The following is a 16263-nucleotide window of genomic DNA, read 5'->3' as shown; positions in this document are numbered from 1 at the left end:
CTGATTATCGCGGTCAGTCTCACACGTCCTGACCACCATCTGGGTCAGGATGGGCAGGGTGGTCACGAGGAGCACGAAGGCTAGAAACGAAAGCGGGCGCGGAATCAAAGTTCCGCGCCCGCAATCAAGCCTGAAAAATCAGTCGATTTTGGTGACTTGGTTAAAGTTCAACTCGACCGGGGTCTCGCGCTCAAAGATCGTGACCAAAACGGTCAGCTTCTGAGTTTCGGCATTGACCTCGGCAATCGTCGCGGAAAGCGTCTCAAAAGGACCGGAGGTAATAGTCACCGACTGACCCACCTCGAAATCCGTCGCCACCGGAGCAGTCCGCTGTGTCGCTTGTAAAATCTCGACTTGACCGTCTTCCACCGCCACTTTCGCGGCCTCCTTGGCGGTCGGGGCCAGCATATTGACCACTTCTGCCAACGTCAGCGGCACGGGATCCTGCTGGTTGCCCACAAAACCAGTCACGGCCGGGGTGTCCTTAACCAGACGCCACGAGTTCTCATCCATGTCCATGCGTACCAAGACATACCCGGGAATGCGCGGACGCTGCACGACCTTGCGGCTCTTGGCCTTGACTTCGACATGTTCTTCCATCGGAATCTCGACCTGGTAGACATAATCTTCCATGCCGGGATTATTCGCCACGCGCTGTTCAATGTTCTGTTTCACACGTTTTTCGTAAGAAGAGTACGTGTGTACCACGTACCACCGGCCTGGCAACGCGCGCAGCTCGACTTCGAGGGCCTGCTTCGGGTCGAGTTCCTCAGTCTCGGTTTCCGCAGCATCCGCGGTGTCCTCGATGATTTCACCAGTTGCGGGGTCCACGTTCGCGGGGATTTCCTCTAGGTCCGGTTCAGCCGTAGAAGCGTCCTCGGCGGGCTGGGCGGCCTCGGCGGCTTGGTTAGGCTCCAGCTGGGCTTCCTCAGCCACAGCAGCGTTTTCTTGCAATTCGTTCTCGTCTGACATTACTGATATTCCTCGTGGGGCAATGATGTTGAAAAGACCAAACAGGTCTAGCTAAAGATAAGGTCGGTCAGGGCTCCGAAGCCCAAATCCATCAACCCGACCGCGGTCATGATGATAGCAACGAAAACAATCACGACCAAGAAGTAGCGCCACAGTTCTTCTCTGGTGGGATAGACGACTTTTTTCATCTCATCCACGACTTGGCGGAAAAACTGCGCGATACGCGCGAAAAAGCCAAGGTCTTGATCAGCGCTAGGGGTAGCTTCGGCTTTTTTCGCCGGCTGAATGGCACCTTCGGTTTCTGCCATTATTTGTTCCTCCTGTAGGCAATTTATTTCCCCGCCGCGGGCACACTTCACCCTAAACAAATTAACGGGGGGATGTGTCAAATCATAGCCTAAACGGGAGCCTATATCCAATCGAGAACTGTGGCTCATCACGTGTTCACCACCCACCGAGACTCGCGAATCAGGCATCCCGTACAGCTCTGGGGATTTATATAGGGGGATGAGTTGGCGCAACTCGGATTATCGACTGAATCGACTCGGTTTATCCACTGGCAGGGAAGACAGGACTCGAACCTGCAACCTACGGTTTTGGAGACCGTTGCGCTACCAATTGCGCCACTTCCCTAGTTTTGCGCACGCCCCGCCGGGCGGAAACGAAAAACGCAGCGTCCTCAATGATAAGGCAAATCCGCCATAACTTTCAAGCGCGCTAATACCGAGCCGAATCAAAACATTTCACCGGGGGCAACGCACCCACGCGCCGCCCCCGGTGAAATCCAAAATCTACTTCACTTTTGCCAGCAAATCCTGCACCCGGCTAACTCCTTCGACCAGGTCAGCATCGGACAGGGCGTAGGACATGCGGATAAAGCCGCTGGGACCGAAGGCTTCGCCGGGAACGACCGCGACTTCGGCCTTATCCAAAATCATGGCCGCCAGCTGGGAGGAGGACTCGATGCGCTCCCCGTCCAAGCTACGCCCAAACAAGCCCGTGACGTCGGGATATACATAGAACGCGCCGCGTGGCACCGGTACCTGCAAACCGTCAATCTCACGCAACATCCGCACGATGGTCTGACGGCGCTGGTCAAAGGCTTGACGCATCTGTTCCACCGCGTCCAACGGCCCGTTCAAAGCCGCGATGGCGGCCCGCTGGGCAATGTTGCACACGTTGGAAGTCAGGTGGGACTGGAAGTTCGTGGCGGCCTTGATGACGTCAGTCGGTCCGTTCATCCAGCCCAAACGCCACCCGGTCATGGCGTAGGACTTCGCCACGCCGTTGACAATGACGCAGGTATCCGCCAGTTCCGGAACCAGCTTCAAAATGTGGGCAGGCTTAGCATCGTCGTAAAGCAGGTGTTCATAGATTTCATCACTGATGACCCACACGCCCTTTTCCACAGCCCACTGGCCGATGGCGGTCAGCTCCTCGGGGGTGTAGACCGTGCCGGTCGGGTTGGACGGCGAACACATCAGCAGGACTTTGGTCCGCTCGCTGCGTTTCGCTTCCAAGTCCTCCGGGGTGACTTTGTAGTCCCGGTCAGCACCGGCGAAAACTTCCACCGGAACGCCGCCAGCCAGGCGAATCGCCTCGGGGTAGGTAGTCCAATAGGGCGCGGGCAGCAGCACTTCGTCGCCGGGGTCGACGGTGGCGGCAAAAGCCTGGAACACGGATTGTTTCCCGCCGTTGGTGACGATGACGTTGTTCGGGTCGATTTCGTAGCCGGAGTCGCGCAAGGTCTTGGCGGCGATGGCTTCGCGGGTGACCAGCATCCCTTTGCCTTGGGTGTAGTGGTGGTTCGCGGGGTCTTTACAGGCCGCCACGGCGGCTTCCACTATGTAATCGGGGGTCGGGAAATCCGGTTCACCAGCGCCGAAGCCGATGACAGGCTTTCCGGCAGCTTTCAGTTCTTTCGCTTTACTATCGACAGCGAGGGTCGCGGACGGGGCAATGGCGGCAAGGCGCGCAGAAACACGATTTTTACTCATACCCCCATTCTTGCACTTTTCGCCAGGGCAGCGCACCGTTTTCGCGGGGTCCAGCCTAGGTGAGCCATGGGACGGCCGCGACCGCGAAAAACCCTATTCCCCCGGTTCAGGGCCGGCATCGAGATCCCGCTTCACCGCTCGGGTCGTCCTGACGTAATAGAACACAGCCGCCGCCACCATCACGATGCTGACCACGATGGAGGGATAGTCCCGGTGCGCCGTGAGAGCAATGACTATCAGCGTCGCCGCCGCCACTACCGTGAATCCCAACACGACCCGCGCCAGGAAAACGACACGGTTGTATTCTTCACTGCTGGTAGAGGGCCGCCCCGGCGGGCTACCCGCGCCATGCTCGGGACACTCTCCGGTCACCGGCTGATCATCAGGCAGCCCGCTGGTGCCCGCCAAAGGTTCGTTCATGTCTTCAGCCTATCAAAGCCAGCCTAGGTAAACGGGACGAAAACCCGTCCCCCTGCGCACAGTTTCCACAAGTTATCCACAGGTGTTGGGGACAGTTTTGCAGAGTTTACTGGGGAAATCGCGCATCGGTTTGTATTAACAAACCCGTCACCGCCTTCAGGGTTCTGAACTGGGTATTTGCAGCAATTCACCTGATATTACGCCATTTTTTCACCCCTTTATTAACCTGGAGTTTACCTGCACTTTTCCGCCGGAAACTCCTTCATCCACATTTTTTCCACAGGGCATGTGTATAACTCGTTCGCACTAGGCGGCAGCCCGGCGCAGAGTCGTTTGCCGCATCCGGCTCAACGCCCCGGCGACATCGCCCAAGTCCGGTTCAAACAAGTCCGCATAGACATCAAGGGTCAGCGAAGCCGAGGAATGCCCCAGCATGCGCTGCACCGCTTTCACGTTAGCCCCCGCCGACACAGCCAAAGTGGCGGCGGTGTGGCGCAGGTCGTGTATGTGCAGTCCGGCCTGTCCGACCGCGAGCGCCGCCATGTCGAAGTGTAAGCGCAGGTTGGAGGCTCGCAGGGGGGTGCCGTGTTTCGTGGCGAACAGGAAATCGTCGCCTCCGCACGCCGCCCGAGTCAATACCCGCAAGTCGCGGCGCAAGAAATCCGGTATCGGCACGACCCGGGTGCGCCCGTTCTTGGGAGTACCGAATACTTGCCGCCCCGACACCTCCGACACCGCCCGTTCAATCCGAATCACGCGGCGTTCCAAGTCGACCACAGCGGGGGTCAACGCCAGGGCTTCCCCGATGCGTAAACCGGTGTACCCCAGCAAACGCACCAAAATTTCCAGTTGGTTGCCGTCCGGCGCAGGGGCTTGCCCACCGCGCGCCCGAGCCAGCGAGGCCAACCCCGCGTCTATCGACCCCGCCCGGGACTTGCGCCGAGTCAGGTACCCGCCGCGACCTTTCTTGCGCAAAAACACCACATTCTGTCCCAAACCGCTGGGCAAAATAACCCCCGAGGGTTCGCGGGTCAACCGCCACCACCCAATCTCTAAAGCCAGGGATTCCAGCTGCAGCACAGTCAAGTAGCGGTGGCGTCCGGTGTGGCACACAGTCGGCAGCGGCACCCCGGCCGCAACGTTGCTCTCTATCGCCCCCAACCGGTTGGCCAACGCCAGTACCTGCCCCACGATTTGATAGGCCTGACGCACTCCGGTGGAACTGACGCCCCGTTCCGCGAGTTTCGCGACCCAGGAGACGACCTGCAGATAACTGACCTGTTTCGGATCCTGACCCCCAAATTCCAGGTTGACCGTGTTAAGCATCGAACGATAACTTGCCCGAGTGGTCGGCTTGAGGTCGACCCGGCTTTCCAGCCAAATCCGGCCAAAATCGGCGAAAGTCCGCGGTCCGAAGTCAGCGCGTGAGTCGGTGGTTGTCAGTTCTTCCATTGTGTTTCCTTTCAAGTAGGCAAATTCCCGAGGTCTCGGGGCTGGCGTGAGCCAGCACAATGGGAAACGGTAGAATGTGAGGTCACTGAGGAGGAATAACTTGGCGAAAATATTAGTGGGATTATCCGGCGGGGTGGATTCGGCCGTGGCGACCGCACGCTTGCAAGCAGCCGGTCACGAAGTTTCAGGGTTCTTTATGCAGTTGGAGTCCCCCTCCCGCCCGTGGTCGCGTCCTGTCGCTTCTGGCGAGCCGGTGGATGCCCTGGCTGATGCGCGCCGAGTCGCGGATTTCCTGGGGATTGAACTGCAGGTGTGGGACTTGGCCGAGCGGTTCAACCGGGTCGTGATGGATTCGTTTGTGCGGGCTTATCGCGAGGGGCTGACCCCCAATCCATGCGTGCATTGCAATCGTTTCATCAAGTTCGGTTACGTCGTCGAACGCGCCCTGCGGGAAGGTTTCGATTATGTCGCGACCGGCCACTATGCCCGACTGTGGCGGCCCGGTCAGGCAGGGTTGATTCCGGCCGAAGTTCCCCAGCCCGGTGCTCACGGCGCGTTCCCGGACTTCGCCCTGCTACGCGGGTCGGCAATGGGCAAGGACCAAAGTTACGTTTTGGCAGGGGCACGAGCCGCAGCGTTGGCACGAGCCGTGTTCCCGCTGGGGGACGTGACGGACAAGGCCGCCACCCGCGCTGAAGCTCAGGCACTGGGGATTCCGGTGGCGGGCAAGCGGGATTCTTTCGACATTTGTTTCCTCCCGGACGGGGATACGCGCGGCTTTTTGCGGGGCTGTATCGGGGCGGCGCCGGGTCCCATTGTGGACGAGGACGGAGCGGTGGTGGGCTCGCATGACGGCGCTTTCCAATACACGGTTGGGCAGCGCCGTGGCCTGCACATTCCCCGGCCTCACGCAGACGGCGCTCCCCGCTACGTACAGGGTACGGATCCGGAAACGAACACGGTGTTCGTAGCTCCCCGCCAGGCGCTCACGGTCACGGAAATTCACGCCGGGCCGGCGGTGAACTGGCTGGTGGACCCCACCAGCCTGGGGCTCGGCGCAACGGGTGAGGGCGAGTTGGACCCGGCCGGGTTGACTATCCAGTTCCGTGCCCACGGCAAACCCGTCACCCCGCAGGGGGTGTATCTGGAAACCGGGGATGGCGGAATCGAACTGCGGGTGGCGCTACAGCCCGCCGATGGGGTTACCGGAGTAGCGCCAGGTCAATCCCTGGTGCTTTACCAGGACAGTCCCCCGGGGAACCGCGTCATCGCCCAAGCGACCATCACCGCTACAGACAGCGGACCACACTTGTGACCCCGGAACTCATTTACGAAAAACCTCAGTGACTGAAATCGGGCGACGGCGGAGAACTCGCGACCGGAAAAAGCCAGAATTACCCGCCACAAGTTAGGCCAAGCTCACAAAGCCCCCCGCGCGAGACGTTTTCCCGCTAATGTCGAACCTATGACTGTCGAGAAGAAGGGGACGACACCGACATTTGCCCCCACTGACGTGGTCGCGGAGGAACCAAAACTCGACCCACACCACTTGGGACCCACTATTACAGAATCCGGGGTCGCCTTTTCCGTTTATTCCCACCAAGCCACGGCGGTAGAGGTGTGCCTGTTCGACTCTCCGGACGAAAACGGGCGCTACCAGTCCGAACGGCGAATTCGGCTGCGCGGACCGTTCCGCGGGATTTGGCACGGCAACATTCGCGGCGTACGCCCCGGCCAAGTGTACGGTTATCGGGTTTATGGGCCGTGGGATCCTGACGCGGGAGTGTTCTATAACCCGCAAAAGGTTCTGCTCGACCCCTACGCGAAAGCGATTACGCAGCCCCCCGTTCTCAGCCCGCAGCTTTACGCCCATCAGGTCGATGCTGAGCTGAAGCCCGTGACCCGCGAACTCACTATGGATCCGCTGGATTCCGCGGACTACAACGCGCTGTCGGTCGTGGTGAACACGCATTCTTTCCCGGTGGCGGATCGGCCGCGCACGTCTTGGCGACGCACCGTCATTTATGAAGCGCATGTCAAAGGTTTGACCCGGCAACTGCCCGGAATTCCCCCGGAATTGCAGGGTACCTACGCCGGCTTGGCAAACCCGGTCACCATTGATTACCTGAAAAACTTGGGCGTGACCGCTATCGAGCTGCTGCCGATTCACGCCAAGATGCCCGAACCATTCCTGGCGGAACGAAACCTGAACAACTATTGGGGCTACTCGACTCTGAGCTATTTCGCCCCCGAACCGACCTACGCAACCGAAGCTGCTCAGCGCCAAGGTCCCCAGGCCGTCCTGGATGAGGTCCGCGGCATGGTTTCGCTGCTGCACCAAGCCGGTATCGAGATTCTGTTGGACGTGGTTTATAACCATACCGCCGAAGGCGGCACCCTGGGGCCCTCCCTCAGTTTGCGCGGCTTGGATCCGCAACGCTACTACGTTTGGAATCATAACTACCCCAACGAAATGGTGGACTATACCGGCTGTGGTAACACGGTCGATTTCACGTCTACCGAGTCGGTGGCGCTGCTGTTGGATTCCTTACGGTATTGGGCCGGAGAAGTCGGGGTGGACGGTTTCCGTTTCGACTTGGGGGTAACGCTGGGGCGCAACCGGGAACAGTACGCCCTGCGCCATCCTTCTTTTGTGGGCATGGCGACCGACCCGGTTCTGGCTGGCTGCAAACTCATTGCCGAGCCGTGGGACATGGGTCCGAACGGGTGGCAAACCGGGAACTTCCCCTCGCCTTTTGCGGACTGGAACGACCGCTACCGCGACGGCATCAGGGGTTTTTGGCTCACCGATGCGGCGGCGCTGGCCCACGGTCGTCACGCCCACGGCCCGCACGAGCTGGCGACACGCGTCTCCGGGTCGGCTGACCTGTACGGTTCCAACATCGCCGAATACAACCGCGGTCCGGGAGCGTCCATCAACTTTGTCGCGGCCCACGACGGCTTTACCCTGGCTGACCTGGTAACTTTCGACCACAAACACAACGAAGCAAACCTGGAAGGCAACCGGGACGGGACGAATAACAATAACTCGTGGAATCACGGTCACGAAGGCCACGTGCTGAGCGGCAAGGCACTGGGGGACGAGGACCTACCCAGCGCTGCCGCGGAAATCGGCCCCGACCCGCAGTCTGGTGAAGGTTTCTCCCGCCGGTTTAGCCGCATGGATCCCACCACGCCTTTCCACGGCGACCCGCTGAACCGCACCAAGATGGTCAAAGTCGCCACAAACCGGCTGAAAACCTTGCGAAACTTGTGGGGAACCCTGGCGATTAGCTCCGGCACCCCCATGATCTTGGCGGGGGACGAGTTCGGGAACTCACAGAACGGCAACAATAACGCCTATTGTCAGGACGGGCCGATTTCCTGGTTGGATTGGCGCTGGCAACCCTGGCAAAAGGGACTGTTTGAAACTGCCCGCTACCTGCTGCATCTGCGCGCCGAACACCCGGTCATGCGCCCCGATGAATTCGCCTCCGGGATGCCCCAGGCCGGGGATAAACTCCAAGACCTGTCGTGGTACAACCGCGAAGGCGAACATTTGACCCCCGGAGCCTGGCACGATCCCGCCAACCGCGTGCTCCAGATGCTACGTTCCGGAGCGCCCTGGGACGACGTGGATTTGCTGGTCATGATTAACGGGACCAATGACGAAGTCCAAATTAACCCCCCACGGGCGCGTTCCCGCGTGTTTCGGCTGGTGTGGGACTCCACCTGGCCCGATCCGAGCGCTCGCGAAGGCAGCGCGGGGGAAAAGCTGCAGCTGTTGACCGGTTTAAACTCCGCTACACCCTCTGCCCGGCATCAAGACACGAACGACCCGGTCGCGCAGTTTGCCGAGGAAGTCGGGGTCACCCCCGGTTCGGGAATCCGTTTGGCGGAAGTCATTTCCGAGATGCCCGTGACGGTGCGCGGCATGAGGTCCAAGATGGCGCCGTTCTCGATGCGGATTTTCTTTGCCGAAGTGCCGGACAATCCCTCCGGGGACGAGAAAATCGATTTGCTGAACACCTTGCGCAAAGTCCAAAAGCACTAGGGCGTTGCGTCGGGGTGTGGCGTGTACGGCAAGCCGCCGAACGCGCTCGCGACCCGCGCTAGTGAACGCGCCTACTCGTCTAACAAATAGTCGCGGCGCCCCAGACTTTTGGGATTGGCCTTCGCGGGCGAGGACGGATAGGGCTTGTTCTCCCCTGCCGCCCCGGGACGCCCTTTGAACTCCCCGGCGCGGAAAGAATCTTCCCCGACCTCATAAGCCCATTCCAGCAGCATATCCGTCGTCTCATCCACCAGCTCATCGCGGGTTTCCGGGCTCACTGACGCGTCTTGATTATCCAAGTTGATAATCCACAGGGCACGTTCCACCATCCGATCCGCCACGGCCTGAGCATGGTCGCGGCGCCGAATCAAATCCTCTGGCTTCTTGTCGTCCTGTTCCATCACACCCCGTAGTTCATTCCCATAGCGGCCTTCATTTCGCGCAGCACATCGCTGGCTTCGTCGCGGACTTTTTCGTTACCGCGAGCCAACACGCTCCACAAGTAGCCTTCGTCTTGCATCAGTTCGGCGCGCCGCTGGCGCAGCGGGCGCAAGTGTTCGTTCAGCGCCTGAGTCACCAGGGATTTCAGCGCCCCGCCGCCGCCCGCTCCGATTTCCGCGGCGATGTCCTCGGGCGCCTGCCCGGTACAAAGCGAGGCAATGAGCAGCAGGTTCGACACTTCGGGACGGTGCACGGGATCGAAAGTAATCTGGCGATCCGAATCGGTCACGGCCTTTTTCAGGATTTTTGCGGTGTCGTCCTCGCTGGCGCGCAGCTCCACCGTGTTGTGCCGCGACTTGCTCATCTTTTGGCCATCAGTGCCGAGGATCATTGCGCCCTGCCCCAGCAGGCCCTGCGCCATCGGCAGCACGCCGCGCCCGGTCTTTTTGCCGGTCTGGGGGTCGCGCTGGGGATAACGTTTGTTGAACCGCTTGGCCACCACGCGGGTTTGCTCCAGGTGCGGCAGCTGGTCTTGACCGACGGGCACCAGATTCGCCTTGGCACACAGGATATCCGCGGCCTGATGCACCGGGTAGGTCAGCAGCAGCCCGGACATGGGACGCGCGGCGGCTTCCAGCTCGGCCTTCACGGTTGGATTGCGGTGCAGCTCCGCTTCGGTCACCAGGGACAGGAAAATGACCAACATTTCGTGAATGGCCGGAATCTGAGAATGGCAGAAAATCGTGGATTTTTCGGGGTCAATCCCCGCCGCCAAGTAATCCGCCACCAGGTTTAATACGTATTCGCGCACGTTGCCGAGGTTGTCCCGGTCGGTGATGACCTGATAGTCCGCGATGAGCACGGTCGTGTCAATGCCGAGGTTTTGCAGGTCCACCCGGGTTTTCAAGGTGCCGAAATAGTGCCCGATGTGCAAGAATCCGGTGGGCCGGTCCCCCGTCAGAATGCGGTACTTTCCTACGTTTCCCGCCGCGATGTCGGCCTCAATCGCTTTCGAGGTTTCCTGAGCAGCTTTCAAGGTGGCGCGGATTTCCGTCTCGCCGGCTGCCAGGTTTTCGTCTTTCGTCGTTTCTTCACTCACCGTTTAAGTCTAACCCACCGCAGCCGGTTGACCTGTTTCAAAAACCAGACGTGATACCGTTAATGACGCCTGTCAGAAACTGGGATTCTGAAACGTCTAAAGGGTGTGGGAGGCTTACCATCCCCTGCGAGATATCGAAGTTATCAATAGGATGAGTACGGAATTCATCCGACCAACAAGTTAGGAAATACAAACATGAAGAAGTCTGTTTTGACTCTGAGCGCGGCCGCGGCTGCTTTTGCCATGACCGTGCCGATGAGCGCGGTGGCGGCGACGGAAGCTGACCGTTACGCCGGTTCGGATCGCTATAACACCGCCATTTCGGTGGCCAGCGCTTTTGGCACCTCTGACGTGGTTTACCTCTCCCGCGGCGACTCCCAAGCTGACGCGGTCGCCGGCGGTAAACTGCCCGGCGGTCCCCTGTTGCTGGTCAACGATTCGCCCACTGTGCAAAAGAACGTTGCCGAAGCTATCACCAAGTTGAAGGCCACCAAGGTCGTGGTGTTGGGTGGCACCGGCGCGGTCAGCGATGCGGCGGTAAAGGCGGTAGCTGGCAATGCCCTGGTCACTCGTCTAGCGGGCGCAAACCGTTTCGAGACGGCAGCAGAAATTTCCAAGAACTTGTTCCCCTCGGGCAAGACCAGCGCCAAGGTGTACCTGGCTAACGGCATGACCTTGGTTGATGCCCTGGTCGGTGGCACCATGACCGATGGCGCTCCGATTCTGTTGACCGACGGTTCCGGTACCCTGCCCGCCGCGACCCTAAGAGAAATCAAGCGGTTGAAGCCCTCCGAGGTCGTTGCTCTGGGTGGCGAAGGTGCTGTTCTGCCCGCAGAATTGAGCGCGGCGGCTAGCGCCAACGGTGCTGGCGGCGGCTCTGGATTAACCCCGGATCAGGCGAAGGCTAAGGCTCAGGCGGATTTGGATAAAGCTGTGCGCGACATTGAGATGAAGCAACACGGCTGGTACACCGTTGCTGACGGTAAGACCTTGGATGATTTCTTGAATGCAGCCAACAAGTGTGGGGTTGCTCTTCCCGCAGACGATGCGAAAAGAGCCGCCAAAAAAGCAGCTATGAGCGCCACATTCCCGCGCGTGCTACCCGACGAGGTTTTGTCTGATAATGCCTGCAACCTGCTGAAGGTTGATGGTGAAAATACCCCGTCTAACAAGGCTGCAGCTGATGCGAAAGCCAAGGCCATCGAAACCGGCACCGACGGCAAGCTCGTGATGACCTACAAAGGTTTGACCGCAGTGCAGGGCCTGGCTAGCACCCGGGACGCTAAAGTTAAGGATCAAAAGGACCTGCCAGCGGACGCTACTGAGGCACAAAAGACTGCTGCGAAAACCGCCGTTGATGATGCCACCAAAGCCATGGATGGTCTGACCCTAACCGAGGCTAAGGTTAATGAAATGCTTGCTCAGCTCAACGCGGATTTGGTTAAGGCTCAAAACCTCCTCAATGCTGGTCCGACCGATGCTGCCATCCAGACTTACTTGGGTGGAGCGGGCGCCAAGGCCTCCCGTATCGCTGGTGCGGATCGCTACCAGACCGCCCTGGAAATCGCCAAGGCGCAGTACCCGAACGGCGCTAAAGCTAAGGCTCTCTACGCCGCTAACGGCACGGCCTCCGCTGATGCCACCGTGGCTGGTTTCCTCGACAACAAGGCCGAGTTGGCTGGCCCGGTTCTGCTGGTTCAGGCCGGTTCCGCTCCCGCGGCAGTGACCGATTATGCCAAGGCGGCTCGCGCTGCGAATGCGGCTCTGGCAGGCAAGTTCAAGGGACTGGGCGGCTTCGGCGTAGTCTCTGATTCCCTGGTTGACCAATTCAAGGACTTGCTGAAGTAAGTTCTTCTGAGAAGTTTGGGGGGCGGCTGCGGCCGCCCCCCCCTTTTTATCCCCGTCTCGAACCTCGATGGCTCCCAAAGCAATCGAAATCCGCGATTTAATCGGGGTAGCTGGCCCATATAACCACCAACCCCGATTTAAACGCCAAATAGCAACGTCCCAGGCTCGTGACCCCGCTCGTGAGACACGAAAAACCGGCGTCACCGTAATGGCGACGCCGGGAAACCTATGAAAAACCGCTTAGCGGGTTTCCTTATGCGACGTGGATTTCTTGCAACGCGGGCAGTACTTGTTCAGCTCCAAGCGATCCGGGGTGTTGCGCCGGTTCTTCTTGGTGATGTAGTTGCGCTCCTTACATTCAGAGCACGCCAACGTAATCTTCGGGCGAATGTCTTTCGATTTTGCAGCCACTGTTTTACTTCTTTCTAATCGCTTATCCCCTGCGGTTACCCGTTTCGGGTTCGTAGCGGGGGAGGGATTCGAACCCTCGACCTCACGATTATGAGTCGTGCGCTCTCACCAACTGAGCTACCCCGCCTCGCTGCTCAGCGGCGCGAACCGTCAAGCGTGAAGCGAGCCCCGGCAGAGAATCGAACTCTGGACCTTCTCCTTACCATGGAGACGCTCTGCCGACTGAGCTACCGGGGCAACGAAAGTTTAGTTTACAGGATTCTGGCGCCCGTGACAAACTGAACTCGGCAAACGTCTCGACCCGGATTTTGGTGGGGTTGTCGGCTAAACCCGTCATGAGTTCGTTGGGTTCGGGCGCACAAGTGAGTTGTGGGAGTTTCGGCGCTTTTGTGGCGGTTCCAGGTGTGTGGTTAGGGCCGCGACATTTCCCGGGCGGTGTTGTAGGCGCCATTGTTGCTGCCCTATTTCAGCGCTGTTCAGGAACACTAGGTCCGGTGAGCGGACATAAAAGTTAGAATAATCCTCATGAAGCAAGAACCCGATGAGGCGACGTCCCCGGATTCCCCCCGCTCGCCGAGCCCAGCAGAACAGCTAGAACCGGCAGGCGCGGCGACCCCGACCTCCCTTGTGACCTCGGCAGACCCGGAAACCCCGGCCGATTTGGAAACCCCGGAAGCCCGCGACACCCGTCCCGGCGTCCCCACCCTCGTGCTGCTGATTGTGCTGGCGGCCATCGCGATGGCGGCGAGCGCGGAGCTGGTACTGTCCGAAATTCAGACACTGAAACAGCCCACGGCGCATCTCGGATGCGATTTGAACCCGCTGATTGGCTGTTCGACTTCGCTGACGACCTGGCAGGCTCACCTGCTGTTTGGCATCCCGAACGCGCTGGTCGGAGTCGGTTTGTTCGCCGGTTTGGCCGGCGTGTTCCTGGCTTGGTGCGGCGGGCGGGTGTCGCGCTGGCTGGTACTGCTGATTGAGGCGGGTCTGACCGCAGGGATGGTGCTGATTGTGTTTTTCCTGCACCAATCCATTTTCGAGTTCACGAAGCTGTGCCCGTTCTGTTTTATCGTCTGGACGTGCACGATTGTCCTGTGGGTGCAGCTCGGGGCAACGCTAATGCGGCTCGGATGGCTGTTTCCCGACACCGGATTTGCCCACATTTGGGCGGCGCAGCGCTGGCTTATTACCGCGATTATCTTGCTTTTGATAGTCTTGATGGTAGCAGTGACGCTATCAGACAAACTTGTTTACTTATTCTGACCGAAAGGCGAAGCGGTGCGGAGAGAACTGACCGACGAAGAGGAACAATTTCTAGAGACCATCCGCACGATGCTCTTGGCGCGGCCGCGCGCATCCGCCGATGCCAGCAGGGAAAATATGCATCGGCTGGCGCGTTTTGCCCAGGCTTTCCTGGCGGCACCGACGTCGCTAAACACGCTGGTGGGACCCGTTTGTCGGACCGGTAACGTTTGCGACTGGCTGGGGGTGTCTCGCCAAGCGATTATGAAAGCGGTGCGGGACGGGCGCTTGTTGGGGTTTCGGACTTTGGACCGGAAGTGGGTTTACCCGACCTGGCAGTTTTCCTCGCCCCAGGCTTACGCGAACTGCGTGCGGATGCTACCGCCGATTTTGGATATTTTGGAGTCGCGCGGCTTGAATGATTTTGACCGGGCCAAGTGGTGTTTCGCGCCGAACGCGCTGTTGGCAAAGGCTGCGGCTGGTTCGGATCAGCCCGGTCCGCAAGCCGATTCGCCCTCGCCCGAGGGTTGGATTCGTAACGACAAACCGCTGGAGGATTTGATTTCTGCCGCCAAGAAGGCGACCCCGGATTTCCCCCAAGCCTTGCCGACCCCGCGCCTAACTGATATCGCACTCACGGATTTAGCTTGAAATCCGCTGCACTATAGGGGCGCCCGGGCGAGTGGCGGAACCGCTGAAAACCGCAGTGACTGGTGATTTGCTCTCTCTAGGAAGTGGCGCCGACTCGTTTAGGTAACGCCGACACGCCTCGGCATCATTCAAAGCGCGGAGGCAGACTTTGTCTCTACCGGCACTTCTGAGGCGGACGCTGCTGCATGAGACACATCAGGTGCGGATGGCGATGTCGCGATTTTTTCTCGTATCAATGCACAGAAGCAGGCGAAAGCACCAGCAATACAGGCACACATACTTGGCAGGACAATAGTGGGAAAATTCAACTCGTTTTCGAGTACCGCGAGCAACACCGGTATAGCCAGGCAAAACCCGGCTTGAACCCATGCAGTGATGAATGCGAAGCGCAATAACCCATCTAAATTGCGTTTTAATACGAAAACTATCACTCCAATCAGCACGGCGATAAGCGGAGCAGGCTGGGCCGCCATAGCTAAAGCCAGCACCGACTTGTAATGCAGACCCTCACCCCAGCGGTCATACATATCGCTGACGCTGACCCACAATGTCAACATCGAGACAAGCAATCCCGGAATGGACAAAACACTGAAAACAATCAACGCTTTTTGAATCTTGCTCATGGTTTTTCTCCATCGTTGTAAGAATTATCTCCGGTTATCCGACCAGACCGGGATCAACGCTGTAATAATCGTAAGTGAACTGCGTTTTTGGGGCACTCGGATTGGGAGTATCTGTCATCCAGACTGTACCGACTTCTCCAGGTTTCCACGTATTATTCTTAAACACCGCATTAGAAACTGCAGTTTGTACGTTGGTATCTCTCTTATACGTAAGAGATGTTTGGATAATACGCTTTCCATTATAGACGTTTCCGCCTGCCTGAGTCGTGCCTCTGTAGTGTAAGTAACCGATTTCTTGATTTCTCACCCAGCTGATGCCCCAATTAACATACGTATCATAATATGGCATCCACCCTTGCAGTTGAGGCTGGGAAATAACATGACTGAAATACCCTGAAACCCGGTGCTTTTCCAAACCATCCTGAACTGTGAATACTTTCCCGTTTACCACTATTGGCTCGGGATTATAATTAACAATTTCCAGGCAATCATTCAATCCGAGAGTTGCACATGAGAGAGGCTGGGTTGAGTCAAGGCTGGTCTCATCAGCATATGCCGGATTGAAAGTAACACTAAGAGCTAGGGACGTGACAGCCGCGGCCAGTAGCTAGGTGGAATGTGATGACATGATGTCTCCTTTGACAGTGCTATCGGTACATTTAATCCTACCACGCGTTTTTCCGAGGGACAAGGGTTTTTCTGTCGTATCGAGATGACGCATTACTATCGATATCTAAGCCGGATAGAAAATCCGTTACACTAGATAGGCGCCTGGGCGAGTGGCGGAATTGGTAGACGCGCAGGATTTAGGTTCCTGTGTCTTTGACGTGGGGGTTCGAGTCCCCTCTCGCCCACTTTTGTTTTCGCAGGGGCGCCCAAGTGGCGCCCATGCGTAAACATACAGTCAGCAGAGCGACTCGAACCCCGTGAGGGCTAGGGCGTTAAGAAAACGCGCGAGCGTTTTCAGCCCTAGCGCGAGCATCTACGATGCGAGCGTGACGCGGTTTTGCACCGCAAAAACGCGGAGTCCCCTCTCGCCCACTACTGTTTGTT

Annotated in this window: 14 protein-coding genes and 4 tRNA genes; 6 read left to right on the top strand and 12 right to left on the bottom strand. The window is 58.6% G+C overall.

The window, feature by feature from the left end; genetic code table 11:
- Window positions 1-138: 138 nt before the first annotated feature.
- The 6 genes from nusG to SPI05_RS00780 form a co-directional block, all read right to left on the bottom strand.
- Window positions 139-972 carry a transcription termination/antitermination protein NusG gene (gene nusG / locus SPI05_RS00805; protein ID WP_321075251.1) on the bottom strand — a complete coding sequence of 278 codons (834 nt, stop codon included), beginning with the start codon at window positions 970-972 and terminating at the stop codon, window positions 139-141.
- A 47-nt stretch (window positions 973-1019) separates the two neighbouring features.
- Entirely contained in the window at window positions 1020-1280 is a 261-nt protein-coding gene (gene secE, locus SPI05_RS00800; protein WP_321075249.1) for a preprotein translocase subunit SecE, read from the bottom strand.
- Between the two features lie 249 nt (window positions 1281-1529).
- A tRNA-Trp gene (locus SPI05_RS00795) sits at window positions 1530-1605 on the bottom strand.
- Window positions 1606-1763: 158 nt separating this feature from the next.
- Window positions 1764-2969: a pyridoxal phosphate-dependent aminotransferase gene (locus SPI05_RS00790; protein WP_295028498.1), complete on the bottom strand. Its 1206-nt coding sequence runs from the start codon at window positions 2967-2969 to the stop codon at window positions 1764-1766.
- Window positions 2970-3062: 93 nt separating this feature from the next.
- Window positions 3063-3389 carry a hypothetical protein gene (locus SPI05_RS00785; RefSeq protein ID WP_321075248.1) on the bottom strand — a complete coding sequence of 109 codons (327 nt, stop codon included), beginning with the start codon at window positions 3387-3389 and terminating at the stop codon, window positions 3063-3065.
- Between the two features lie 306 nt (window positions 3390-3695).
- Window positions 3696-4841, bottom strand: a complete 1146-nt coding sequence (locus SPI05_RS00780; RefSeq protein WP_321075246.1) for a site-specific integrase — start codon at window positions 4839-4841, stop codon at window positions 3696-3698.
- 85 nt (window positions 4842-4926) lie between these two features.
- On the opposite strand from SPI05_RS00780, the gene mnmA reads away from it, so the two are divergent.
- Window positions 4927-6156 carry a tRNA 2-thiouridine(34) synthase MnmA gene (gene mnmA / locus SPI05_RS00775; RefSeq protein WP_321075348.1) on the top strand — a complete coding sequence of 410 codons (1230 nt, stop codon included), beginning with the start codon at window positions 4927-4929 and terminating at the stop codon, window positions 6154-6156.
- Window positions 6157-6306: 150 nt separating this feature from the next.
- Window positions 6307-8895 (top strand): glycogen debranching protein, encoded by a 2589-nt coding sequence (locus SPI05_RS00770; protein ID WP_321075244.1) that lies wholly within the window; start codon window positions 6307-6309, stop codon window positions 8893-8895.
- 71 nt (window positions 8896-8966) lie between these two features.
- On the opposite strand, the gene SPI05_RS00765 is transcribed toward SPI05_RS00770, so the two are convergent.
- Window positions 8967-9296 (bottom strand): isocitrate dehydrogenase, encoded by a 330-nt coding sequence (locus SPI05_RS00765; RefSeq protein WP_321075242.1) that lies wholly within the window; start codon window positions 9294-9296, stop codon window positions 8967-8969.
- Window positions 9296-10435 (bottom strand): tryptophan--tRNA ligase, encoded by a 1140-nt coding sequence (trpS, locus tag SPI05_RS00760; protein WP_321075241.1) that lies wholly within the window; start codon window positions 10433-10435, stop codon window positions 9296-9298. The genes SPI05_RS00765 and trpS overlap by 1 nt, the downstream gene beginning before the upstream one ends.
- 195 nt (window positions 10436-10630) lie before the next feature.
- Here trpS and SPI05_RS00755 point away from each other — a divergent pair, with 195 nt between their 5' ends.
- A complete protein-coding gene (locus SPI05_RS00755) occupies window positions 10631-12283 on the top strand; it encodes a cell wall-binding repeat-containing protein (protein ID WP_321075240.1) in 1653 nt (550 codons plus the stop codon).
- Window positions 12284-12523: 240 nt separating this feature from the next.
- On the opposite strand, the gene rpmG is transcribed toward SPI05_RS00755, so the two are convergent.
- From rpmG to SPI05_RS00740, 3 genes are all read right to left on the bottom strand, one after another.
- A complete protein-coding gene (rpmG, locus tag SPI05_RS00750) occupies window positions 12524-12694 on the bottom strand; it encodes a 50S ribosomal protein L33 (RefSeq protein WP_295028487.1) in 171 nt (56 codons plus the stop codon).
- Window positions 12695-12747: 53 nt separating this feature from the next.
- Window positions 12748-12821 (bottom strand) — tRNA-Met (locus SPI05_RS00745).
- A 37-nt stretch (window positions 12822-12858) separates the two neighbouring features.
- Window positions 12859-12931: transfer RNA gene (locus SPI05_RS00740), tRNA-Thr, on the bottom strand.
- Window positions 12932-13219: 288 nt separating this feature from the next.
- Between SPI05_RS00740 and SPI05_RS00735 the strand changes: the two genes are divergently transcribed.
- Together SPI05_RS00735 and SPI05_RS00730 are read left to right on the top strand one after the other, a co-directional pair.
- Window positions 13220-13957 (top strand): vitamin K epoxide reductase family protein, encoded by a 738-nt coding sequence (locus SPI05_RS00735; protein WP_321075238.1) that lies wholly within the window; start codon window positions 13220-13222, stop codon window positions 13955-13957.
- A gap of 15 nt (window positions 13958-13972) precedes the next feature.
- Entirely contained in the window at window positions 13973-14587 is a 615-nt protein-coding gene (locus SPI05_RS00730) for a hypothetical protein (RefSeq protein ID WP_321075237.1), read from the top strand.
- A 128-nt stretch (window positions 14588-14715) separates the two neighbouring features.
- Here the strand turns inward: SPI05_RS00730 and SPI05_RS00725 are convergent, their stop codons facing one another.
- On the bottom strand, window positions 14716-15210 hold the full coding sequence (locus SPI05_RS00725) for a hypothetical protein (RefSeq protein WP_321075232.1): 495 nt from the start codon (window positions 15208-15210) through the stop codon (window positions 14716-14718).
- 773 nt (window positions 15211-15983) lie between these two features.
- Between SPI05_RS00725 and SPI05_RS00720 the strand changes: the two genes are divergently transcribed.
- Window positions 15984-16064, top strand: a tRNA-Leu gene (locus SPI05_RS00720).
- Window positions 16065-16263 lie beyond the last annotated feature (199 nt).

It is taken from the genome of Mobiluncus sp. (assembly GCF_034180645.1).
In the GTDB taxonomy this organism is placed as follows: Bacteria; Actinomycetota; Actinomycetes; order Actinomycetales; family Actinomycetaceae; genus Mobiluncus.
The sequence above is the reverse complement of the archived record's forward strand: the minus strand, read 5'-3'. Positions and strand labels throughout refer to the sequence as shown.